The organism is Serratia marcescens subsp. marcescens ATCC 13880, from assembly GCF_017299535.1.
In the GTDB taxonomy this organism is placed as follows: Bacteria; Pseudomonadota; Gammaproteobacteria; order Enterobacterales; family Enterobacteriaceae; genus Serratia; species Serratia marcescens.
This window is the reverse complement of record NZ_CP071238.1, coordinates 555,052-577,844: the sequence shown is the minus strand read 5'-3', so window position 1 is coordinate 577,844 and position 22,793 is coordinate 555,052. Positions and strand designations below refer to the sequence as shown.

Sequence of the window (22,793 nt, the reverse complement as noted above, 5' to 3'; positions counted from 1 at the left end):
GGTGTTCCCCTTATTTGATCAATAACGTCTGCGCCAATACCCGGCCTGCGGCTTCATTGGCGGCCACCAGCACCGGATAGCCCCAGAATTTGGCGCCGTATTCGGCGAATTCTTCCGCCGCCGCGCGTTTGGCGTCGTCCGGCTCCAGCATGATCATGCCTTTCACCCACCGCTTCAGCGCCTCGCGGTTATCGCGTTTCCACAGCGCCACCTGGGTGCGAGCATCGCGGTCATGTTCTTCTTCTTCATCGCCGACGCTGCGGTCGGTGATCAGAACAAAAGGTTCGGCGCGCGCCAGCAGCGCGCTGAATTCGGCCAGCTCGGCCTGGGTATCGCGCCCGTTTCGGCGCATCCACACCAGCGGAAAATCGGTGGTATCCAATGACATAATCAGTTTCCTCGCGAAAGGGTTTAGGACTGGCGCTTACTTTATCGGCACCGGCGCTAGACCGCATTGCGCAATCAGGACATAATACTTTTCAATTCCGCCAAATTGAGAACTATTCTCATGAAAGTACAGATCCCCCGCCACTGTCTGGATATCGATCAAGTGCCACGCCCGCTGTTTGCCCTGCAGGGGTCGACCCTCGAACAGGATTGGGAAGTCGAGCCGCACCGCCACCGGAAGGCGCAACTGATCTACACCGTGCGCGGCATGATCCGCTGCGAAGTGGAAAACGGGCTGTGGCTGGTGCCGCCGCAGTGCGCGCTGTGGATGCCGGGCAACGTATTGCACAACGCCCAGGGCGCCGGCTCCACCGAGGCCTACTGCCTGTTCGTCGATCAACATGCCGCCGCCGGCCTGCCGCAAAGCTGCTGCACGCTGTCGGTCTCGCCGCTGCTGCGCGAGCTGCTGCTGCAGGCCAGCACCTTCGAGCCGCTTTACGACGAACAGGGCGCCGAAGGGCGTCTGACGGCGGTATTGCTGGATCAGCTGGCGGCCGCGCCGATCGAGAATCTGCATCTGCCGGTGTCCGACGACGCGCGCATCCGGCAGTTGACCGAAGGCATGCTGAGCAGCCCGGCGGACAAATCCACCCTCGGGCAGTGGGCGCAGCGCATCGGCATGAGCGAACGCTCCCTCAGCCGCACGCTGCAACAGCAGATGGGCATGAGCTTCGGCCACTGGCGGCGCCAGCTGCACGTGATGCTGGCGCTGCAGCGCTTGACGCAGGGCGAGAGCGTACAGACGGTGGCGCTGGATCTGGGCTACGAGAGCGCCAGCGGCTTCGTCACCATGTTCAGAAAGGCGGTGGGCAAACCGCCGGCGCGCTACCTGGCGGAGCGCAACGCCTCTGGAGAAACCCTGGGCGGCGCGATCACCATGTGAAAAAGCCGGCGCAAGCGCCGGCTTGGAGCAGGTGAAAATCAGAAATCGTAGAACACCGTTATCCAGGTGGAATCCGGCTCGTTGTCGCTGCTGTTGGCCAGCGTGCGCTCCACATACACCGACAGACCGTAACCGATGGTGGTGCCCGCGCCAAGATAGACGTGGTTGGCGTGATACGCCTCGTCTCCCTTCAGCCGCAGCGAGTCCGCCGCCACATAAGGCTGGACGGATTTGAGGAACGGCTTGTCGATATTGAAGGTATAACCGACGAAGCCTTCCAGCCCGTAGCCGTCACCGGCGAAGAAGTGCGACAGCGTGCGCTGGCGGGTGCTCGGCACATAATCTTTGTAATAGCTGGCGGTGCCGACGATGTACCAGTTGTTCGGCTGCCAGGTCAACGCGGTGCCGGACAGCTGCTGGTGATAATCCTGTTCGTGGTACAGATTGTCTTTGATCTTCGCGTCGGTATAACTGTAGGCCGCGCTGAAGGTGAAATCCTTCGTCACCTTGTAATCGAAGCCCAGCCCGCCACCGCCCTTGCGGCGGTAAATCAGATTATCCGCGGTGTGCAGATCGTCTTCCGGCAATAAATAGTTGGCGTACAGCGTGACCGGCCCGAAATCATTGGTGTATTTGATGCTGTTTTTCGGTTTATTGCCGCCGTCATAGTCGCCGGAAATGCCGATGCCGGTGCCGCCCGCATGGCCATCGTTATCCCAGACGTCGCTTTTAATGCCGACCACCGAATAATAGATGCCGTATTGATGGCCATAGGTCAGGGTGCCGTAACGATCGTCCTTGAAACCGGCGTACAGTTGGCGCTGATAGTCGCGCTTGCCGTCTTCGTTATAATGCCCGTCCCAGCTGAGCGCGTGCGCCAGATCGACGCCCCACTCGTAATAGCCGATGATCGAAGTGTCCTGCGTCAGCGCATAATCGCCGCTGAAGCGAAAACGCGTGCCGCCGTCGTGGCCGTTTTTGTCATAGCCCGGCTCCGGGCCGTTATTGAAGATCCACTCGGGGCGAATGCTGCCGCCCACCTTTAAACTGAGCGGCGCCAGCAACACATTGCTCTGCGGGTTTTTATCCAGAATGGTGATCTCGGCCTGTGCGCCGGCGGATAACGCCGACAGCAAGACGCCGCCAATGAATATTGGCGTTGTATTTTTTCTCATTATTACCCCTGCCCGAAAAAATTATTGTTATAAACGCGGTGGTCTTAAGCCACGCAGAAATAATTAACCGATGTGAACATCGCACGCAAGATATAAAAATTCACGCCATAACCTGCCATTATTTCAGGTTGGATTTAATTTCAGCAAAAACATGTTCACCTGTAACACAAAGAAAAACAATGTAATAATCGCAGCACGAAATAAACCAATCCGCACGCTTCACCCAAAATAACCCTTCGTGATTATCTGGAAATAAAGATAGCAAATAACAAATAAATATTATTGCCGCAGGTAAACCGTCACGCGAGGGAATTAATTAAAGGCGGGAAATAACGACGGAGCGCGTTGCGCGCTCCGGGTAAAATCTCACTACTGCGCCAGCCAGCCGCCGTCCATGTTCCAGGCGGCGCCGCGCACCTGCGCCGCCGCATCGCTGCACAGGAACAGCGCCAGCTCGCCGAGTTGCTCTGGCGTGACGAACGCTTGCGAAGGCTGCTTCTCCGCCAACAGCTCATCGCGCGCCTGCTGCGGATCGGTCCCGGCGGCAATGCGTTTGTCGATCTGCTGCTGCACCAGCGGCGTCAGCACCCAGCCGGGGCAGATGGCGTTGCAGGTGACGGGCGTGCGCGCGGTCTCCAGCGCCAGCGTCTTGGTCAGCCCCACCACGCCGTGCTTGGCCGCCACATAGGCCGACTTGTCTTTCGACGCCACCAGCCCGTGCACCGACGCCACGTTGATGATGCGCCCCCAGTTGCGCTCGCGCATCCCCGGCAGCGCCAATCGGCAGGTGTGGAATACCGCCGACAGGTTGATGGCGAGGATGGCGTTCCATTTCTCCACCGGGAACTGATCCAGCGGCGCCACATGCTGAATGCCGGCGTTGTTCACCAGAATGTCCACGCCGCCGAACTCACGCTCGGCATACTGCATCATGTCCGCTATCTGGGCCGCATCGCCGAGATCGGCGCCGTGATACCCCGGCGCGGCGCCCAGCCGCGCGACCTGCATTTGCGCCTGCTCCACGTCGCCGAAGCCGTTGAGGATCACGCGCGCGCCGGCGGCGGCCAGCGCGGACGCTATCCCGAGGCCGATGCCGCTGGTCGAGCCGGTCACCAGCGCGGTTTTGCCTTGTACACTCATGGTATCGCTCCTTTAAACAATGCCGGTCAGGTAGAACACGCCGATCACGAACAGCACCGCAGCGCTTTTGATCAGGGTGATGGCGAAGATGCCGCCATAGGCCTGCCGGTGGCTGAGGCCGGTGATCGCCAGCAGGGTGATCACCGCGCCGTTGTGCGGCAAGGTGTCCATGCCGCCGCTGGCCATCGAGGCCACCCGGTGCAGCACCTCCAGCGGAATGTGTGCCGCATGGGCGGCGGCCACGAAGTTATCGGCCATCGCCGCCAGCGCGATGCTCATACCGCCGGAGGCCGAACCGGTGATGCCGGCCAGCAGGGTGACGCTGATCGCTTCGTTCAGCAGCGGGTTGGGGATCGCCGACAGCGCCTGCGACAGCACCAAAAAGCCCGGCAGCGCGGCGATCACCGCGCCGAAGCCGTATTCGGAGGCGGTGTTCATCGCCGCCAGAATTGCGCCGCCGACCGCCGTCTTGCTGCCTTCCGCCAGCCGGCCGCGAATATTGCGAAAGCCGAACACCACCACCAGCAGAATACCCGACACCAGCGCCGCTTCCACCGCCCAGATGGCGGTGATCTTCGCCACATCGGTGGTGATGGGCTTGGCCAGCCCCGGCAGCGTCAGATCGTGGCTGGCGCCGTACCACTGCGGGATCCAATGGGTGAAGCCAAGGTTGAATACTCCGACCAAAATCAACGGCAAGATGGCGATCAGCGGGTTAGGCAGGTTGATGTCGTCCGGGGTTTCCGGTTCGTTCAGCAGCTCGGTGCCGTAACCCTCCCCCTTCAACTGCGCGTTGCGCCGCTGGCGTTCAAGATACAGCAAACCGACTGCGATGATGAACAGCGAGCCGATCAGCCCCAGCCAGGGCGCGGCCCAGGCGTTGGTGCCGAAGAAGCTGGTCGGGATGATGTTTTGGATCTGCGGCGTGCCGGGCAAGGCGTCCATGGTGAAGGAGAAGGCGCCGAGCGCTACGGTGGCCGGGATCAGCCGCTTGGGGATGCCGCTCTGGCGGAACAGCTCGGCGGCGAACGGATAGACCGCGAACGCCACCACGAACAGCGACACCCCGCCGTAGGTCAGCAGCGCGCATACCAGCACAATCACCGGAATGGCGTGGCGTCGGCCGAGAATGCGGATCGCCGCCGCGACGATCGATCGGGAAAAGCCGGACAGCTCGATCAGTTTGCCGAATACCGCCCCCAGCAGGAACACCGGGAAGTAGAGCTTCACGAAGCCGACCATCTTCTCCATAAACAGCCCGGTGAAGGTCGGCGCCACCGCGCCGGGATCGGTCAACAGCACCGCGCCCAGCGCGGCGATCGGGGCGAACAAAATCACGCTGTAGCCGCGGTAGGCGGCCAGCATCAGTAATCCCAGTGCTGCCAGGGCAATCAAAACGCTCATCGGGCACCTCGCTATCGTTGTTATTGTCAGGTACGGCGTGCGAAATTACGGTTTCAGCGCAAAGCGCAGCTGATGCGCCCGCCGCCGTTGAATGCGTTCCCTGCGCGCTTCATCCCACAGATAAAATCCCCGGCCGCTGCGCTGGCCGCTATCGCCGCGCTGCAGCCGCTGTTCCACCAGCGCCATCATCTCGTCGCCGGTCGCCAGTTCCGGGAACAGGTGGCGGGCGATGTCCGCCACCGTCGCCAGCCCGGTCATGTCGGCGGCCTCCAGCGGGCCGACCATGGCGTAGCGTCGCCCCAGCGAGGCGCGCATCACCTGATCCACCACCTCGGCGCTGGCGATGCCGCTGTGGACGATGTGCAGCGCCTCGCGCAGCACCGCAAACTGCAGCCGGTTGCCGACAAACCCCGGCGCGGCGCGCTCCAGCAGCACCGCCTCCAGCGCCATCCCGCCGAGCAGCGCCTGCACCGCCGCCAGATGGCGCGGATCGGTGGCGCGGCCGGGCACGATCTCCACCAGCGGGATCAGGTGCGGCGGGTGCCAGAAGTGGGCGATCAGCAGCCGCTGCGGATGGGTCATGCGCGCCGCCAGCTCGTCCGGCGGCAGGCCGCTGGTGTTGCTGGCAATCACCGCGTCGTCGGCGATCAGCCCCTCCAGTTGCTCATACAGCGCGTGCTTCAGCTCGAGCCGTTCCGGGATCGCCTCGATAAGCAGCCGGGCGCGCGCCACGTCGTTCAGATTGCCGGTCACGCGCAGGCGCGCCAGCGCCACGTCGCGCTCACCGCGATCAAACTGCCCGACGTCGCTCAGCTCAGCCAGAATGCCGCTTGCTACCGCCGGCGCTTCCGCCAGGCGCTGCGGATCCGGGTCATACAGCAGCACCTCATGGCCGTGGCGAATAAAGTGGGTGGCGATGCCCACCCCCATCAGCCCGGCGCCCAATACCGCATAGTCAGATGACTGCATGGTGCCCTCCTCGGTTGTTTACGGGCGCTCTACCGCCAGCGCCACCCCCTGCCCGCCGCCGATGCACAGCATCGCCAGCCCCTTGTTCACCCCGCGGCGCTGCATTTCGTACAGCAGCGACACCAAAATGCGACAGCCGGAGGCGCCGATCGGATGCCCCAGCGCGATCGCTCCGCCGTTGACGTTGACCCGCTCCGCCTCCCAGCCCAGTTCTTTACCCACCGCCAGCGCCTGCGCGGCGAAGGCTTCGTTGGCTTCGATCAGATCGACTTCCTCCAGCCGCCAACCGGCTTTTTCCAGGCAGCGGCGCGCGGCCGGCGCCGGGCCGATGCCCATGATCGCCGGATCGACGCCCGACGAGGCGTAACCGGCAATGCGCGCCAGCACCGGCAAGCGCAGCTCAGCGGCTTTTTCCGCGCTCATCAGCAACACCACGGCGGCGCCGTCGTTGAGCGACGAGGCGTTGCCGGCGGTCACCGAGCCCTCCTTGCGAAACGCCGGACGCAGCCGCGCCAGCGCCTCCAGGCTGGTGTCGCGCGGCTGTTCGTCGCGCTCAACTCTCAGCGCCTCCCCCTTCGGCTGCGGCACCGTCACCGGCGTGATCTCCTGCGCGAAACGCCCGGCCTGCTGCGCCGCCTGCGCCTTCTGCTGCGAACGCAGCGCGAACCTGTCTTGTTCTTCTCTGCTGATGGCGTATTTCTCCGCCAGGTTCTCGGCGGTGATGCCCATGTGGTAGTCGTTGAACGCGTCCCACAGGCCATCGTGGATCACGCTGTCCACCATCTGCGCGTGACCGAGGCGCAGACCGGCGCGCGCGCCGGCCATCAGGTAAGGCGACTGGCTCATGCTTTCCTGGCCGCCGGCGATCACCGCCTCGGCGTCGCCGCTGCGGATCGCCTGCGCCGCCAGATGCACCGCCTTCAAACCGGAGCCGCACACCTTGTTGATGGTCAGCGCCGGCGTCGTAACGGGCAGCCCGGCGTTGAGCGCGGTCTGGCGCGCCGGATTCTGCCCGCAGCCGGCGGTCAGCACCTGGCCGAGGATCACTTCATCGATCTGCTGCGGCGGCACGCCGCTTTGCGCCAGCAGCCCCTGCACCGCCGCCGCGCCCAGTTCCACCGCCGTCAGCGGCGCCAGCGCGCCGTGAAAACTGCCGACCGGCGTGCGCGTCGCCGCCACGATCACCACTTCACGTTGTTGCACATTCACCTCCCGTTTCAGAAACGCATTTCCGGCACTTGCTCCGGCACGATCAGCCGGCCGGCGGTTTTGGCGACAATCTCCGCCACGCTGACGCCCGGCGCGCGTTCGCGCAGCACGAAGGCGCCGTCTTCAATTTCCAGGTAGGCCAGATCGGTCAATACCTTGCGAATGCAGCGGGCGCCGGTCAGCGGCAGCGTGCAGCGCGGCAGCAGCTTGGACTCGCCGCCCTTCGAGGCGTGGGTCATCACCACGATGATGTTCTCCGCCCCCGCCACCAGATCCATCGCGCCGCCCATGCCCTTGACCATCTTGCCGGGGATCATCCACGAGGCGATGTTGCCCTCGACGTCCACTTCAAACGCCCCCAGCACGGTCAGATCGACATGGCCGCCGCGGATCATGGCGAACGACTGCGCCGAATCGAAAATAGACGCGCCGAGGCGCGCGGTGACCGTCTGCTTGCCGGCGTTGATCATGTCGGCGTCCAGCTGCTGCTCGGTCGGGAACTCGCCCATCCCCAGCAGGCCGTTTTCCGACTGCAGCATCACGTCCATGCCCGCCGGCACGTAGTTGGCCACCAGCGTCGGGATGCCGATGCCCAGGTTGACGTAGTAACCGTCCCTCAACTCTTGCGCCACGCGCTGCGCCATTTGTTCACGGGTAAGCATGCGAATTCTCCTTATGCCCGCAGGGTGCGTTGTTCGATACGCTTCTCGAAGGTGCCCTGGATCAGCCGATCGACGTAAATGCCGGGGGTGTGGATCGCCGCCGGATCCAGCTCGCCCGGCGCCACGATCTCTTCCACTTCCACCACCGTGATGCGCCCGGCGGTCGCCATCAGCGGATTGAAGTTCTGCGCGGTGTGGCGGTAGATGACGTTGCCGAAGTGATCGGCCTTCCAGCCTTTCACGATGGCGAAATCGCCGGTGATGGCGGTTTCCATGATGTAGGGGCGGCCGTTGAACTCGCGCACCTCTTTGCCTTCGGCGATCGGCGTGCCGTAACCGGTGGCGGTGAAGAACGCCGGGATGCCGGCGCCGCCGGCGCGGATCTTCTCCGCCAGCGTGCCCTGCGGCGTGAGATCCACCTCCAGCTCGCCGCTAAGCGCCTGCTGCTCGAACAGCGCGTTTTCACCGACGTAAGATCCCACCACCTTGCGGATCTGATGGGTTTCCAGCAGCCGCCCGAGGCCGAACCCGTCGACGCCGCAGTTGTTGGAGACCACCGTCAACCCGCGCACGCCGCGCCGGCGGATCTCTTCGATCAGGTTTTCCGGGATGCCGCACAGGCCGAAGCCGCCCGCCAGCACCGTCATGTTGTCCGTCAGGCCTGCCAGCGCTTCCTGGTAGCTGCCGACGCGTTTGTCGAGCCCTGCCATATCGTTGCCCCTGCATGTTGCGGCGCAGGGCGAAATGCCCTGGCTTGCGTGAGGGCATCTTCAGGTCACAAAAATGATTTGTTAATTTTGTTTTTATGCCGCATTCATTTAGAATTTTTATTAATCAGCCGTTAACCGACAATTAACAAAGAGTTAACGCCAACCAAAATGAAAATGAGCATCAAACAGTTACGCGCGTTTTTAGCGGTAGCTCACACTCTGAATTTCGCCCAGGCCAGCGAGCGGCTGAATATTTCTCAGCCGGCGCTCAGCCTGGCGATCCGTGGGCTGGAAGACGCACTGGGCGGGCCGCTGCTGCTGCGCACCACCCGTCGGGTGACGCTGACGCCGGAGGGGGAAACCTTCTTTCCGATGGCGCGCCAGCTGCTGGCGGATTGGGACAACGCGGAAGAGGCGATGCGCCAGCGCTTCACCCTGCAGATGGGCAAGGTGGCGATCGCCGCCATGCCGTCGTTCGCCGGCAACCCGCTGCCGCCGATCCTCAAGGCGTTTCGCGATCGTTACGCCGGCATCAACGTGGCGGTGCACGACGTCATCAACGAGCAGGTATTTGAAATGATCCGCGAAGGCCGGGTGGAGATGGGCATCGCCTTCGAGCCGGAGCCGAGCGACACCCTGCACTTTACCCCGCTGTGCCGCGATCGCTTTATGGCGGTGGTGCCGAAGGATTCGGCGCTGGCGCGCAAGGCGCAGATCAGCTGGAAGGAGCTGCTGACGCTGGATTTCATCACCCTGCAGCGGCCATCGGCGGTGCGGCTGCTGCTGGAGCAGGAGCTGGCCCGCAGCGGGCGAACGCTGGAGGTGGCGTTTGAGAGCCACCAGTTGGTGACGGTCGGGCGCATGGTGGCCAACGGCCTCGGCGCCAGCGCGGTGCCGGCGCTGTGCGAGCGACAGATGGATGAGCTGGGGGCGGTCTGCGTGCCGCTGATCGGCCCGATCATCGAACGGCGCGTGGGCCTGATCCGCCTGGCGCAGCACCAGCTCTCTTCCGCCGCGCAGGCGCTGGCGACGGTGATCGAACGGGAGATGGCGGGGAGTGGCGGGTAAGGCGGCACCAGCATTTTCAGATGATTCTCCGATCGAGAGCGTGAGCCAGAACCTGTTACCACCCTGTAGAAAATGTTAAGTTTCCTAAAAATAAGGAGGCTTTTCGACATGGAACAGAAGTCCAACAGCATCGCACCGGGCTATTGCATCGCCCAACAACCCGGCCCGCTCGCCTTCCACGCCAACTACCTGTTCGGTGGCAAGCCATCGGAAGCGGCACGCTTTTTTATGCAGCTCAATGCCGATACGCCGCTGGTTCAACCGGGGCAAATGCTGATCGTCGCCGATCCGCGCAATCATAATCAATCTACGCAGATCGCCGCCCTGATGCAGGCCAAGAGCCGCACCAGCAAAGCGGTGAAAGCCGGTGACAGCGATTTCTCCACCTTCTTGCACCGCAATTACGCCGCTATCGCCGCCTTCACCAGCTATGGGGAAACGGTCGTCGGGCTGGCTTCGGATGCCGGAGAACGCTACTTCAGCCAGATCAAAAATATCCTAGTCGAGATTGAAAAAACCTACCAAAATCAGTTCCGCACGAGTGGCGCGTTGATTGGCACCCAGTTTCAGGTGGAACGAGCGCGGCTGTTCGGTACATTAAAACCGTTACTGAATCGCCTTACTCGTGCTCAACTCAATATGAAAGAGTATGCGCAAATCAAACACGCGCTGGGGCTCTCCAGTAAATCGCTGGTGCATGAATGGAGCACCGCCGGCGTCGGCGCCATCAAGGGTTATTCGAACTACGTCGACAGCGCCAGCCGGGCGGCCAAGTTTATGAAAGCCGGCGGCTGGATTGGCATCGGGTTGAGTGGGCTGAATACCACCAACGACGTCTACAACGCCTGCACCACCGGCCGCGAACAGGAGTGCGCCAAGATCGCGGTGAAGGGATACAGTCATTTTGCGGCAAGTACTGCGGCGGGGATCATTGGCGGAAGGTTTGGGACCGCGCTAGGTATGGGGGCATGCGCAATAGTACTTGGCCCCGTAACCGCAGGCATTGGTGCCTTGGCATGTGGCGTGGCTGGCGCGGCAATCGGGGGAGCTCTTGGCTCAACCGCTGGCGGTGCCACTTCTGATTACTTAACCAACTACATTTTAGGTGAATGATGAAGCTTATTGTCATCATATGTTTTCTACTATTGCTGCTTTGTGTATTGATTCAGTACCTTTACTATCGCCGAATTCGTACAGAGTTTGATAATTTCTATCAAAATTATGTTGTTAGCAAATTTCTCGTTCCCCCTTTTGTTGTTTTTGCTGATAATCTCGGCTTTATTGGCGTCTCACTCAAAGCTCAGTGGTTTCTCTGGCTATTAAACAATCGTAAGATAAAGGTGGGTCGTAATACCTATCTGGACAGAAAAACCTACGAATTTGTACAGAACACTGCATCGAAAAGATTACAACGTTGGCTCCGTAATGACTTTTGGCTATTAATGCTGCAAGGTGCGATCCTGATATTCATGTGCATTATGATTTATTGCATTAATAAAGCATACAGTTAGCATTTAAATGAACACAACCCTGTTCTTCACTCTGACATTGATTAGCGCCCTAGTGCAGTACCTTTACTATCAGCGCTATAAAGACGAATTTACTGAATTCTATCAACGTTATGTGCAAAGCGCCCATCCATTGCCTCCATTTGTCATCTTCGCGGATAACCTTGGTTTGCTCGGTGTATCTATCAAAGCACAATGGTTCCGTTGGGTATTGAATGGCAGAAAAATAAAGATAGGGAAAAACGCTTTTCTGAGCCCTAAAACCTACGAATTCGTGAATGAAAACACATCTCAACATCTGAAGAGCTGGATTCGAAAAGACTTCATCTTAAGCGTGCTGAAAATGGGGTGTTTGGCGTTGATGTGTATTTTTGCTTTTTTGAGTAAGGCATAACGCCCCTTGAACCTTAGCCGGGGGCTTATGAAAACAGCATCACTTATTGCAGCTGCGCTGCTCTTAGTTTGTTGGCTTGCTCAATATATTTACTCTCGTCGCTATAAACGCGAGTTTGATGTTTTTATCAACGCTATACCCAACAGGGCCACTTTGTCCCTGCTCACGTCGCAATTGCCGATGGCCTTGGCATGCCAGGTACCTCATTGAAGGCACAGTGGTTTCTTTGGATCCTGAAGAGGAAAAAAATCAAGATTAGGGATCAGGTTTGGCTCGATGCGAAAACCTACGATTTCGTGCAAAAAACCGCCTCTCCTGAGCTACAAAAGTGGCTGGCGATGGATTTTATACTCTTGCTCATAGAGGCCATTATTATCACGGTGGGTTATATTTTTATTTATCTCATCAAACATCAAGGTTGAGCAGACGCGTTGCTCCCCTCCACCGCCTGCACCGCCGCCTTCTGCGTGGCGCGCTGATATAAACACAGCTCCCTGCCCGGCTGGTTTTTCATAAACGGCTGCGGGTAGCGCCCGCCGATAAACAGCGCCGAATAGCCGACGTCATCACCGTAGTGAATAATCTCCCCTTCCACCCTGGCGTTTTTTAGCCCGCTGGCTTTCAGGCAGGCGGCGCGCATCGCCCGTTCGCTCTCGGCCCACGCCTGTGGGGAAGACGCGGTGGCGTGGAACGCGGCCAGCGCGGCGATAAGCAGCCCTATTCTCTTCATCGTTATCTCTCCTTCTACGGCCCGTCTCGCCAGTATAGACCGTGCCGCCCCGGCCAACCCGCCGCGCTCTTTACGGCATTTTTATTCCGCGCCCCGTTAACGTTACGGCGTTTTTACAGACAGTTTTTGCCGCCGCAGATACCCTTTCCACATCGCCGCTATGGCCTCACAAGAGAGTTGTCTCATGCGTTTATCCCTGCCTCTGGCCGTGACCGGTCTTCATTCTGGAGCGCGCCATGCATGCTAATATCATCGGGTTCAATCCTTTGCTGGCGGAGCTGCCCGCTTCGCCGACGCGCACCTTCCGCAAAGAGCTGGAACACTACCTGCAGCGCTATCCGGATACCGAACAGCTGGATATTTATCTGCACGATCTGAACGGCCAGCTGCGCGGCAAGCGGTTGCCGATCGCCGAAGCCTTTGGGCTGGAAAAAGGCTGCTACTTCCCGCTGTCGATCTACGCCCTGGATCTGCACGGCCGGGTGATTGAAGAAAGCGGGCTGGGGCAACGGGCGGGCGAGCCGGACCGCTTGTGCCTGCCGGTGCCCGGCACGCTGCGCCCCTGCGCGCGCGATCCCGAACGCCACGCCCAGCTGCTGCTGACGATGCAAAACGCCGACGGCGACGCCTGCGAGCTGGAGCCGCGTGTGGTGCTGCAACGGGTGCTGAAGCGCCTGCACGAGCGCAACTGCTTCCCGGTGGTGGCGGCCGAGCTGGAGTTCTACCTGCAGGATCCGCTGCGCCCCGCCGAGGCGGAAGCCTGCCCGACGCAGAGCTTCGCGGTGGATGCGCCCGAGCGCCACCATGCGCTGCTGAGCGACATCGAACGGCACGCGCGGCTGCAAAACCTGCCGCTGACCGGCGTGGTGGCCGAAGCCGCCTCCGGCCAGTACGAGCTGAACCTGCATCACACCCGGCGCGTGCTGGAAGCCTGCGACCAGATCATGGCGCTGAAACGCCTGACGCGGCAGATTGCCGAGCAGCATCACCAGCACGCCTGCTTTATGGCCAAACCCTGCGCCAATGCCGCCGGCAGCGGACTGCACTTTCACATCAGCCTGCAGAACGAGCACGGCGAGAACCTGCTGACCGGCGCGCCGGGCGAACTGAGCGACAACATGCAGCAGGCGATGGCGGGCATGCTGGCGCTGATGCCCGCGTCGATGGCGATCCTGGCGCCCAACATCAACGCGTTTCGCCGCTTCCGCCCCGGCATGCACGTGCCGCTGCGCGCCTCCTGGGGCCACAACAATCGCACGGTGGCGCTGCGCCTGCCCTGCGCCGACAGCGCCAATCAGCGTATCGAATACCGCCTGGCCGGCGCCGACGCCAACCCCTATCTGGCGCTGGCGGTGATGCTCGGCGGCCTGCTGCACGGGCTGGAACACCCGCTGCCGCTGCCGCCCGCCGCCCACGGCTGCGAAAGCGACAACGCCGCCCCCTTGCCGCTCGGCCAGCAGGAGGCGCTGGCGCTGTTCCGCCACAGCGATCCGCTGCGCGAGCTGCTCGGCCCGGCGTTCTGCACCCTGTGGCACACCTGCAAAAGCGCCGAACTGCGCCGCTTCGAGGAACAGGTCACCGCCGCCGAACTCGGCTGGATGCTGTAACCGTCCACTGATTCGTTAACCTAAGGATAATCATGAACATGCAACCGCAATTTGCCCCCGTACAGCCGCTGCTCTGCTGGCGCAAAGGCGTTTTTCATATCAGCACCGATCGGCAGTTATTGGATCTCGAGGCGATCCAGCGTTTCCTCAGCCTGCCGGATCGGGCGGCGGCGGAGCGCCTGGCGCGCCACGGCCTGTGCTTTGGCCTGTACCGCAAACGCCACCAGCTCGGCTTCGCCCGTATGGTGACCGATTACGCCACCTTCGCCTCGGTGAGCGAGCTGTTCGTCAGCGCCGAATACCGCGGCGTCGGGCTGGGAAGCTGGCTGACGCGCTGCTGCCTGGCGCATCCGGCATTGCGCGGCCTGCGCGTCACGCTGCCCGCGCTGCAAGCGCCCTGGCGCGCCGACTGCGCGGCGCACGCCCCGCGCGCCCTGCACTGATAAGGAGAACCCGATGTCTCGTTTGGTGCTGATTTCCAACAAACAGTGCGACGGCAAGGATCTGGCCTGCGCCGGCCGGACGTTGGCGGCCGACGCCGAACCGGGGCTGTGGCTCGGCTGGAACGGCGACGTGCAGAATTTCGCGCAGCGCCCGATCAGTTGCCGCCAACGCGCCGGTTACGATCAGGTGACCTTCCCGCTGTCGATCGAGGAGTTTCGCCACCACTATCAGGGCTACTACCACGACGGCCTGTGGCCGGTGTTCCACAACCAGCCGGAGAAGGCGCACTTCACGCCGGAAAACTACCGCGCTTACCGGCAGCTGAACTGCCGTTTCGCCGATATCGCCTGCGAGCACCTGTGCCCGGGCGACATCGTCTGTATCGACGACTACCAGCTGCTGCCCTGCGCCCAGGCGTTGAAGGAGCAGGGGCTGCTGAATGCCTGCGCGTTCTTCTTCCACCTGCCGTTCCCGTCGGCGGCGCTGCTGCGGCGCATCCCGGAACATCGCCAGCTGATCGCTTCGCTGCTGTTCTACGATCTGATCGGCTTTACCACCACGGACGATCGCAACGCCTTTCTCAGCTGCCTGTCAGGCGAGTTCCCGCTGGAGATGCTGCCCGACGACCAGATCCAGGCCAACGGGCATCTCTTCGCCACCGGCATTTTCCCCGCCGGCATCAACGGCAGGCAGGTTTACTGAACTCAGGCCGCCGCCCGCTGGCGCTCCAGTTCGCGCACCAGCGGGATCACCTCGCGGCCGAAGAACGCCACCTCTTCCTGGAAGTGCAGGAACGCCAACAGCATCAGATCCACCCCGGCGTCTTTCAGCGCGATGATGCGCTCGGCGATCTGCTGCGGCGTGCCGATCAGGTTGGTTTTAAAGCCGTCGTTGTACTGCACCAGATCCTCAAACGAGGATTTGGCCCAGTTTCCCTCACCCTCCGGCGAAGCCGCCCCGGCGTTCTTCACCTCGTGGCCGAATCCTTGCACCGCCTCCGGGTTGGCGTGATCGATAATCTCCTGCAGCACCGCCTGCGCCTCCTGCTCGGTATCGCGGGCAATGACGAAGCCGTTCACCCCCACCTTGACCCGGTGCTGGTTGGCCCTGGCCTTGGTCTGCAGATCGTCCACCTGCTGGCGAATGCCCTCCACGCTATTGCCGTTGGTGAAATACCAGTCCGAGACCCGCGCCGCCATGTCGCGCGCCGCCCGCGAGCTGCCGCCCTGGAAGATCTCCGGCAGCGGATCCAGCGGCTTGGGCTTTAGCGAGTAGTCGCGATAGCGATAAAAATCGCCGGCGAAGCTGAAGCTGGGCTCGGCCCAGATGCCGCGCAGGCAACGGATAAACTCTTCCGAACGCAGGTAGCGCTCTTCGTGGTCCAGCCACGGCTCGCCGATGGCCTTGAACTCGCCGCGGAACCAGCCGCTGACGATATTGACCGCGATGCGCGCCTGCGAAAGGTGGCTGATGGTGGCGATCTGCTTGGCCGCCAGCGTGGGGTTCCACGGCCCCGGCAGCAGCGCGGCGATCACCTTCAGCTTCTCGGTGGAATCCAGCAGCGCCTGCGAAAACGACACCGACTCGTGCTGGTTGTCGGCGCCGTAACCGGCGGTGAAACGGATCTGGGTGAGCGCGTAGTCGAAACCGGCGCGCTCGGCAATCTGCGCCAACTTGCGGTTGTAGCCGATGTCCCAACCGGTGCGCTGCGGGATGTTGCTGATCACCAGGCCGCCGGAGACGTTCGGCACCCAGTAGGCGAACTGAATAGGCTGCTGCGAGTGGTTTGTTGCTGACATGCTTCTCTCCCTCTGCTCGTTGGCGCCGTGATGCGGCGCGCATATAACCATTATTGATTTACAAATATTGAAAATCTTGTTTTGGTTATAAATCCGATAGCAGAATGCGTGCCAACCGCCGCGTTAAGGCATCCGGCTGATAAACCGAGGGTTTAAAGTCGGCGGGTTAAAGCGAGTGCTGCATTGGCAACAGCGGCTGGCAGGCGGCTGTTGGTTATGCAGCAAACCGCTCACCCCGCCAATCCAACCGTTCACCCGGCGGATCTGACCGCTGAGCGAAATACGCCTGTCTTCCCCCCTTACCCCCGGCGATGATGAGCTGTTCCTAAACCCGCCTTACCTCGGGAAAGACGCTACGGCTCGCCGCGCCACTCTGACATCTCTTACAAGCGGATGAGTTCATTCATATTTTGCAGACTGGAATTAAGGATACCTCATGAAACGAGAGGGGATTTTAAAGCACATTCCGTGGATGCTGCTGGGGATACTCGGCGCAGCCTGCCTCGGCGTGGTGGCGCTGCGCCGCGGCGAACACATCAGCGCGCTGTGGATCGTCGTCGCTTCGGTGGCGGTGTATCTGGTGGCCTACCGCTACTACAGCCTGTACATCGCCACCAGGGTGATGAAGCTGGATGCCGGCCGCGCCACCCCGGCGGTGGTCAACAACGATGGCCTCAACTACGTGCCGACCAACAAGAACGTGCTGTTCGGCCACCACTTCGCCGCCATTGCCGGCGCCGGGCCGCTGGTGGGGCCGGTGCTGGCCGCGCAGGTCGGCTACCTGCCCGGCACGCTGTGGCTGCTGGGCGGCGTGGTGCTGGCGGGGGCGGTGCAGGACTTTATGGTGCTGTTCATCTCCTCGCGCCGCAACGGCGCCTCGCTCGGTGAGATCATCAAAAAAGAGATGGGGCCGATACCGGGCACCATCGCGCTGTTCGGCTGCTTCCTGATCATGATCATCATCCTGGCGGTGCTGGCGCTGATCGTGGTGAAAGCGTTGGCGGAAAGCCCGTGGGGGGTGTTCACCGTCTGCTCCACCGTGCCGATCGCGCTGTTTATGGGCATCTACATGCGCTATCTGCGCCCCGGCCGCGTGGGTGAAGTGTCGATCATCGGCATCGTGCTGCTGGTGGCCGCCATCTGGTTCGGCGGCGTGGTGGCGCACGACCCGTACTGGGGCCCGGCGTTGACCTTTAAAGACACCACCATCACCTTCACGCTAATCGGCTACGCCTTTGTCTCCGCCCTGCTGCCGGTGTGGCTGATCCTGGCGCCGCGCGACTACCTGGCCACCTTCCTGAAAATCGGCGTGATCGTCGGGCTGGCGATCGGCATCGTGATCCTCAACCCTGAGCTGAAAATGCCGGCGGTGACCCAGTTCGTCGACGGCACCGGCCCGGTGTGGAAAGGCACCCTGTTCCCGTTCCTGTTCATCACCATCGCCTGCGGCGCGGTCTCCGGCTTCCATGCGCTGATCGCCTCCGGCACCACGCCGAAGCTGTTGGCCAATGAGACCGACGCGCGCTTTATCGGTTACGGCGCGATGCTGATGGAGTCCTTCGTCGCCATCATGGCGTTGGTGGCGGCTTCCATCATCGAGCCGGGCCTGTACTTCGCCATGAACACCCCGCCGGCGGCGCTGGGCATCACCATGCCGGATCTGCACCGCCTGGGCACCGAAGACGCGCCGATGATCATGGCTTCGCTGAAGGACGTCACCGTGCACGCGGCGGCGGCGGTCAGCTCCTGGGGCTTCGTCATCAGCCCGGAACAGATCCTGCAGACCGCCACCGACATCGGCGAACCTTCGGTGCTGAACCGCGCCGGCGGCGCGCCAACGCTGGCGGTGGGCATCGCCCACGTGTTCCACCAGATCATTCCGGGCGCCAATATGGGCTTCTGGTATCACTTCGGCATTCTGTTCGAGGCGCTGTTCATCCTGACCGCGCTGGACGCCGGCACCCGCTCCGGCCGCTTTATGCTGCAGGATCTACTGGGCAACTTCGTGCCGTTCCTGAAGAAAACCGACTCGCTGGTGGCCGGCATCGTCGGCACCGCCGGCTGCGTCGGGCTATGGGGCTACCTGCTGTATCAGGGCGTGGTGGATCCGCTCGGCGGCGTGAAGAGCCTGTGGCCGCTGTTCGGCATCTCCAACCAGATGCTGGCCGCCGTGGCGCTGGTGCTGGGCACCGTGGTGCTGATTAAGATGAAGCGCGCGCAATACATCTGGGTGACCGTGCTGCCGGCGGTGTGGCTGCTGATCTGCACCACCTACGCGCTGGGCCTGAAGCTGTTCAGCGACAACCCGCAGCTGGAAGGCTTCTTCTTCCTGGCCGGCGAATACAAACGCAAAATCGCCGAGGGCGGCGCCGAGCTGAGCGCCCAGCAGATCGCCAACATGAACCACATCGTGGTGAACAACTACACCAACGCCGGGCTGAGCATTCTGTTCCTGCTGGTGGTGTACAGCATCATCTTCTACGGGGTGAAAACCGCGATGGCGGCGCACAAGAACCCGAAACGCACCGACCAGGAAACGCCTTACGTGCCGGTGCCGCAGGCCGCGCCCGCCGACGGCGTAACTGAGGGGGAGGTCAAAGTTTCGACCCAGCATTGATGTGATTTAACGGATACCCTGCATAATGAACGTTAAGTAGTACCCAAAGCCGCACGGCCTACGTATCGCAAGATACCAGGCGTGCGGCGCGATGCAATCGAGATACCCGGGGCGACCCGGAGGTGGGGCATCCCTGCGGGAACCCCATCCCCCGGCTTCCCCTAATATCAGGCTTAAGCAAGCGCTGTAGTGATGCAGGGTAAAGTTGGAGAAGGCTTATGTTCGGAAATCTCGGCCAGGCGGGGAAATATCTCGGGCAGGCGGCGCGCATGTTGGTGGGCGTGCCTGACTACGATACCTACGTCCAGCACATGAAAGACAACCACCCGGACAAGCCGGTGATGACCTATAAAGAATTTTTCCGCGAGCGCCAGCAAGCGCGCTACGGCGGCGACGGCAAAGGCGGCATGCGCTGCTGTTAACCCGCAGTCACAAGGACCCGTATGAAACCCATTGCAGTCACCATCCTGACCGGCTTTTTGGGCGCCGGCAAAACCACCCTGCTGCGCCACATCCTGAACGCCGAACACGGCTATAAAATCGCGGTCATCGAGAATGAGTTCGGCGAAGTGCCGATCGACGATGCGCTGATCGGCGATCGCGCCAGCCGCATCACCACGTTGAGCAACGGCTGCATCTGCTGCAGCAAGTCCAACGAACTGGCGGACGCGCTGCTGGATCTGCTGGACGGCGTCGACAGCGGCCAGCTGGCGTTCGACCGGCTGATCATCGAATGCACCGGCATGGCCGATCCCGGCCCGATTACCCAGACCTTCTTCTCGCACGAGATCCTGTGCGAGCGTTTCCTGCTGGACGGCATCATCACCCTGGTGGACGCGGCGCACGCCGAGCAGCAGCTGAGCCAGTTCAGCATCGCCCAGGCGCAGGTGGGCTACGCCGACCGCCTCCTGCTGACCAAAACCGACGTGGCGCCGGACTGCGAAGCGCTGATCCAGCGGCTGCAGCGGATGAACGCCCGCGCGCCGGTCTACAAGGTGACGCACGGCGATATCGATCTGAGCGTGCTGTTCGACATCGAAGGCTTTACGCTGAACGACAAGCTGAACCTGACGCCGCCCGCCCCGCTGTTCCGCCTCATCCCGCAGCCGCAGAGCGACATCCGCTCGATCGTGGTGACGCTGGAGCGCCCGCTGCCGCTGATGCAAATCTCCGAGGTGATGGAAGGCCTGCTGCTGGAATACGCCGACAACCTGCTGCGCTACAAAGGCATTCTGTCTATCGAAGACGAGCCGCGCCGCCTGCTGTTCCAGGGCGTGCAACGGCTGTATAACGCCGACTGGGATCGGGAATGGCTGCCGGAGGAAGAGCGCAAGAGCACCTTGGTATTTATTGGTGTGGATCTGCCGGAGGAGGAGATTCGGGAGCGGCTGCGTTGAGCAAGAGGAGACGTCAGCGAGATCGCGCTGTCATGATGAGAAGGAGAAATGGGGAAAACGGCGGCAACCCGCAATGGGTTGCCTGACCGAAAGCGTTATCGTTTGGCGAACGACTTAAGGAACCTGAGGTTCCTCACCAGCACCACGGCCAGTAAGACACCCCAATAGACAAACAGCTCGTATTTCATTTTCTCGCCTGCCAGCGCTGAAACCGACGCCCCCGCCAGACAGAGGAAAGTGAAGAAATACATTTCAAAACGTGGCATGGTCTTCCAGCTGATAATCGAGAACTCCGTTCTCAAGATCAGAAATGCCCAGAAGGCCAGACAGGTGCTTACCGCCGCGCCACCGGCGCCGAAACGTGGCACCAGCAATGCGTTTGAGGTGATATTGACGACCAAAGCAACTAATGAAACAAACATAGAATAGAGCGTTTTTCGACTTAAACCGATCCCCACCGCCGTGGTCTCGGAAAGCGTATAAAGCAATGGAGCGCCCAGACAAGCAATAAGAACATACTTAACGTCAATGTATTCTTTGGGCAAAACATAATCCGTAATCCAAGAAAAAAGCCCACCCAGGCTGAACAGGCAAACCACGGCAATCAGCATACACTGCGTGACCTTGGTTACCATCTGCTGTTCGCCGCCTTCGTTAGACTCCGCCAGCTTGTACACCATCGGCGCCCAAACGGTAGAGAACACACTTTGCAGGATGCTCGCCACGCCGGCGAAGCTAACCGCCACCGAGAAGATCGCCAGCTGTTCAAAGCCGGAATAGGCTCGCACGAACATCCTATCGACAGTGGTTAACCCCCAAAACGCCAACCCGCCCAAGATCAGCGGATAGCCGAACTTGAGCATCGCTTTCAGTTTGCCGTAGTCCAGCGAACTGCGCAGCGCGGCTATCCAATCCGCCCGGGAAGACCACATCAGCATCAGCGATACGGCGATAAAACCGACGGCGTTCGCCACCACCAGCTGCATCAGCGTATGCTGGGTAAACAGAACATAGCACAGGCCGATGACGATCAGCGTCATCAGCTTGGGCATCAGTTGACTGAGCGAAAACGCCATCCCCTTCTCCTGCATCCTGAGTATCAGGGACAAGAAACGGTTGATGAACGACGCCAAAAGAATCAACATGATAAGCCAGCTTATCGCCGTGTCTTTCTGTTCGAACAGCAACGCGGACAAACTGCCGGGGAACAGCAGGAACACCGCACTGATGACTACAATCATCAGCAAGCCGGGGAAAGCGACGTTCTTCAACAGCTGCCCGCGATCGGTTTCACCGTGGTATTCCCGAACGTAAGCCTGATCAAGCCCCAAACTGAAAAACAGCACGCAGAAAGACACGGCCACGTTCAGCATGCTGATTCGGCCTACGTCGTCCGCCGAAAACAGCCAGGTAATGACCGGCAGGGTCAACAACCCCAGCGCGGCATTACCGATCGGCCCGATGGCGAACGCCAGGATCTTGCGGGCGTTCACTCAAAGAACCTCACTACGCTTTCAATAACTTTATTCTGATCGGCATCGGTCATTTTGTAGTACAGCGGCAGGCGAACCAATCTCTCGCTTTCGCGGGTGGTGTAGTTGTCTTCGCCAATGAAGGTGCCGAAGACCTTGCCCGCCGGCGCCGAGTGCAGCGGAATATAATGGAATACCGCCATCACGCCACAGGCCTTCAGGTGAGCGATGAACTGCGTTCTTTGCTCAATATCCTTCAGCTTCACATAGAACATATGCGCATTATGCTCACAATCCGCCGGAATAGTCGGCAACGTCAGCAGTCCTTTCACCGCCAGCGGCGCAAAGCTCGCGTAGTACTTGTGCCAAGTCGCCAGGCGGTTATCGTTGATCTCATCCGCCAGTTCCAGTTGCCCCCACAGGCAAGCCGACTGCAGTTCACCCGGCAGGAAGCTGCTGCCGAAATCGACCCAGGTATATTTGTCCACCTGGCCGCGCAGGAACTGGCTGCGGTCGGTGCCCTTCTCACGCAAAATTTCGGCGCGTTTGATAAAACGCTCATCATTGATCACCAGCGCGCCTCCTTCACCGCCGCTGGTGTAGTTTTTGGTTTCATGGAAGCTGAAAGCCGCCAAGTGACCTTTAACGCCAACGAAATCGCCCTTGTATTTACTCATGACACCCTGAGCGGCGTCTTCGACCACCAGCAGGTTATGCTGGTCGGCCAGGCGCATGATCGCATCCATATCGCAGGAGACGCCGGCGTAATGTACGGGCACGATGGCTTTGGTTTTATCGGTGATCGCCGCAGCCACCAGCGCTGCATCCATATTCATGGTTTCAGGGTGGATATCGACGAATTTGATTTTCGCGCCGCGCAACACGAAGGCATTGGCGGTACTGACGAAGGTGTAGCTTGGCATGATAACTTCGTCGCCCGGCTGGATATCGACCAGCAGCGCGGCGATCTCCAGCGCGGCGGTGCAAGACGGGGTCAATAGTGCGTGTTTGCACCCCAGCTTGTTTTCAAACCATTTCTGGCACTGTTTGCCGAACGGGCCGTCGCCCGACAATTTCCCATTCTCCAACGCCGCATTGATATATTGAATTTCGTTGCCGGTTACCGGTGGTTTGTTGAACGGTATCATGTTATCCCTT

The 22,793-nt window shown here is 61.0% G+C and carries 23 protein-coding genes; 11 read left to right on the top strand and 12 right to left on the bottom strand.

Annotated features, from left to right (window positions below; genetic code table 11):
- Nucleotides 1-10: 10 nt before the first annotated feature.
- The gene (locus J0F90_RS02675; protein WP_033638821.1) at nucleotides 11-388 is read right to left on the bottom strand and encodes a hypothetical protein; all 378 of its coding nucleotides are present in this window, start codon (nucleotides 386-388) and stop codon (nucleotides 11-13) included.
- 120 nt (nucleotides 389-508) lie between these two features.
- Between J0F90_RS02675 and J0F90_RS02670 the strand changes: the two genes are divergently transcribed.
- Nucleotides 509-1,330 (top strand): AraC family transcriptional regulator, encoded by an 822-nt coding sequence (locus J0F90_RS02670; protein ID WP_004933266.1) that lies wholly within the window; start codon nucleotides 509-511, stop codon nucleotides 1,328-1,330.
- 38 nt (nucleotides 1,331-1,368) lie between these two features.
- On the opposite strand, the gene J0F90_RS02665 is transcribed toward J0F90_RS02670, so the two are convergent.
- From J0F90_RS02665 to J0F90_RS02635, 7 genes are all read right to left on the bottom strand, one after another.
- Nucleotides 1,369-2,505 carry a porin gene (locus J0F90_RS02665; RefSeq protein ID WP_033638822.1) on the bottom strand — a complete coding sequence of 379 codons (1,137 nt, stop codon included), beginning with the start codon at nucleotides 2,503-2,505 and terminating at the stop codon, nucleotides 1,369-1,371.
- A 369-nt stretch (nucleotides 2,506-2,874) separates the two neighbouring features.
- Nucleotides 2,875-3,645 carry a 3-hydroxybutyrate dehydrogenase gene (locus J0F90_RS02660; protein WP_033638823.1) on the bottom strand — a complete coding sequence of 257 codons (771 nt, stop codon included), beginning with the start codon at nucleotides 3,643-3,645 and terminating at the stop codon, nucleotides 2,875-2,877.
- 12 nt (nucleotides 3,646-3,657) lie between these two features.
- A complete protein-coding gene (locus J0F90_RS02655; RefSeq protein WP_033638824.1) occupies nucleotides 3,658-5,049 on the bottom strand; it encodes a GntP family permease in 1,392 nt (463 codons plus the stop codon).
- 45 nt (nucleotides 5,050-5,094) lie between these two features.
- Nucleotides 5,095-6,018 (bottom strand): 3-hydroxyacyl-CoA dehydrogenase family protein, encoded by a 924-nt coding sequence (locus J0F90_RS02650; protein WP_033638825.1) that lies wholly within the window; start codon nucleotides 6,016-6,018, stop codon nucleotides 5,095-5,097.
- Between the two features lie 18 nt (nucleotides 6,019-6,036).
- Nucleotides 6,037-7,221: an acetyl-CoA C-acetyltransferase gene (locus J0F90_RS02645; RefSeq protein ID WP_033638826.1), complete on the bottom strand. Its 1,185-nt coding sequence runs from the start codon at nucleotides 7,219-7,221 to the stop codon at nucleotides 6,037-6,039.
- Nucleotides 7,222-7,235: 14 nt separating this feature from the next.
- Nucleotides 7,236-7,889 carry a CoA transferase subunit B gene (locus J0F90_RS02640; protein WP_016929227.1) on the bottom strand — a complete coding sequence of 218 codons (654 nt, stop codon included), beginning with the start codon at nucleotides 7,887-7,889 and terminating at the stop codon, nucleotides 7,236-7,238.
- A gap of 11 nt (nucleotides 7,890-7,900) precedes the next feature.
- Nucleotides 7,901-8,599, bottom strand: a complete 699-nt coding sequence (locus J0F90_RS02635; RefSeq protein ID WP_004933280.1) for a CoA transferase subunit A — start codon at nucleotides 8,597-8,599, stop codon at nucleotides 7,901-7,903.
- Nucleotides 8,600-8,767: 168 nt separating this feature from the next.
- Here J0F90_RS02635 and J0F90_RS02630 point away from each other — a divergent pair, with 168 nt between their 5' ends.
- The 4 genes from J0F90_RS02630 to J0F90_RS24825 all read left to right on the top strand — a co-directional run bounded on the left by J0F90_RS02630 (nucleotide 8,768) and on the right by J0F90_RS24825 (nucleotide 11,991).
- Entirely contained in the window at nucleotides 8,768-9,667 is a 900-nt protein-coding gene (locus J0F90_RS02630; protein ID WP_033638827.1) for a LysR family transcriptional regulator, read from the top strand.
- A 108-nt stretch (nucleotides 9,668-9,775) separates the two neighbouring features.
- Nucleotides 9,776-10,780, top strand: a complete 1,005-nt coding sequence (locus J0F90_RS02625) for a hypothetical protein (protein ID WP_033638828.1) — start codon at nucleotides 9,776-9,778, stop codon at nucleotides 10,778-10,780.
- Nucleotides 10,781-11,185: 405 nt separating this feature from the next.
- The gene (locus tag J0F90_RS02620; protein WP_033638832.1) at nucleotides 11,186-11,569 is read left to right on the top strand and encodes a hypothetical protein; all 384 of its coding nucleotides are present in this window, start codon (nucleotides 11,186-11,188) and stop codon (nucleotides 11,567-11,569) included.
- Between the two features lie 191 nt (nucleotides 11,570-11,760).
- Nucleotides 11,761-11,991 (top strand): hypothetical protein, encoded by a 231-nt coding sequence (locus J0F90_RS24825; RefSeq protein ID WP_314725499.1) that lies wholly within the window; start codon nucleotides 11,761-11,763, stop codon nucleotides 11,989-11,991.
- On the opposite strand, the gene J0F90_RS02610 is transcribed toward J0F90_RS24825, so the two are convergent.
- Nucleotides 11,982-12,299, bottom strand: a complete 318-nt coding sequence (locus J0F90_RS02610; protein ID WP_033638833.1) for a hypothetical protein — start codon at nucleotides 12,297-12,299, stop codon at nucleotides 11,982-11,984. The two genes, J0F90_RS24825 and J0F90_RS02610, sit on opposite strands and share 10 nt — an antisense overlap.
- A 236-nt stretch (nucleotides 12,300-12,535) precedes the next feature.
- Between J0F90_RS02610 and J0F90_RS02605 the strand changes: the two genes are divergently transcribed.
- The 3 genes from J0F90_RS02605 to J0F90_RS02595 are packed head-to-tail and all read left to right on the top strand — an operon-like array spanning nucleotide 12,536 to nucleotide 15,052.
- Nucleotides 12,536-13,906: a glutamine synthetase family protein gene (locus tag J0F90_RS02605; RefSeq protein ID WP_033638834.1), complete on the top strand. Its 1,371-nt coding sequence runs from the start codon at nucleotides 12,536-12,538 to the stop codon at nucleotides 13,904-13,906.
- A gap of 32 nt (nucleotides 13,907-13,938) precedes the next feature.
- Complete coding sequence (locus tag J0F90_RS02600; protein WP_033638836.1) at nucleotides 13,939-14,349, top strand: GNAT family N-acetyltransferase; 411 nt, start codon at nucleotides 13,939-13,941, stop codon at nucleotides 14,347-14,349.
- 13 nt (nucleotides 14,350-14,362) lie between these two features.
- Nucleotides 14,363-15,052, top strand: coding sequence for a trehalose-6-phosphate synthase (locus J0F90_RS02595; RefSeq protein WP_033638837.1), 690 nt, complete (start codon nucleotides 14,363-14,365; stop codon nucleotides 15,050-15,052).
- A gap of 2 nt (nucleotides 15,053-15,054) precedes the next feature.
- Here J0F90_RS02595 and sfnG read toward each other — a convergent pair whose 3' ends face one another.
- Nucleotides 15,055-16,149 carry a dimethylsulfone monooxygenase SfnG gene (gene sfnG, locus J0F90_RS02590; RefSeq protein ID WP_033638838.1) on the bottom strand — a complete coding sequence of 365 codons (1,095 nt, stop codon included), beginning with the start codon at nucleotides 16,147-16,149 and terminating at the stop codon, nucleotides 15,055-15,057.
- Nucleotides 16,150-16,585: 436 nt separating this feature from the next.
- Here sfnG and J0F90_RS02585 point away from each other — a divergent pair, with 436 nt between their 5' ends.
- The 3 genes from J0F90_RS02585 (at nucleotide 16,586) to yjiA (ending at nucleotide 20,163) form a co-directional block, all read left to right on the top strand.
- Entirely contained in the window at nucleotides 16,586-18,766 is a 2,181-nt protein-coding gene (locus J0F90_RS02585) for a carbon starvation CstA family protein (RefSeq protein WP_033638839.1), read from the top strand.
- Between the two features lie 218 nt (nucleotides 18,767-18,984).
- Nucleotides 18,985-19,188 carry a YbdD/YjiX family protein gene (locus J0F90_RS02580; RefSeq protein WP_004953088.1) on the top strand — a complete coding sequence of 68 codons (204 nt, stop codon included), beginning with the start codon at nucleotides 18,985-18,987 and terminating at the stop codon, nucleotides 19,186-19,188.
- A 21-nt stretch (nucleotides 19,189-19,209) separates the two neighbouring features.
- Nucleotides 19,210-20,163, top strand: coding sequence for a GTPase (yjiA, locus tag J0F90_RS02575; protein WP_033638840.1), 954 nt, complete (start codon nucleotides 19,210-19,212; stop codon nucleotides 20,161-20,163).
- Nucleotides 20,164-20,258: 95 nt separating this feature from the next.
- Here yjiA and J0F90_RS02570 read toward each other — a convergent pair whose 3' ends face one another.
- The gene (locus J0F90_RS02570; protein ID WP_033638841.1) at nucleotides 20,259-21,656 is read right to left on the bottom strand and encodes a lipopolysaccharide biosynthesis protein; all 1,398 of its coding nucleotides are present in this window, start codon (nucleotides 21,654-21,656) and stop codon (nucleotides 20,259-20,261) included.
- The gene (gene rffA, locus J0F90_RS02565) at nucleotides 21,653-22,783 is read right to left on the bottom strand and encodes a dTDP-4-amino-4,6-dideoxygalactose transaminase (protein WP_033638842.1); all 1,131 of its coding nucleotides are present in this window, start codon (nucleotides 22,781-22,783) and stop codon (nucleotides 21,653-21,655) included. The genes J0F90_RS02570 and rffA overlap by 4 nt, the downstream gene beginning before the upstream one ends.
- Between the last annotated feature and the right edge of the window lie 10 nt (nucleotides 22,784-22,793).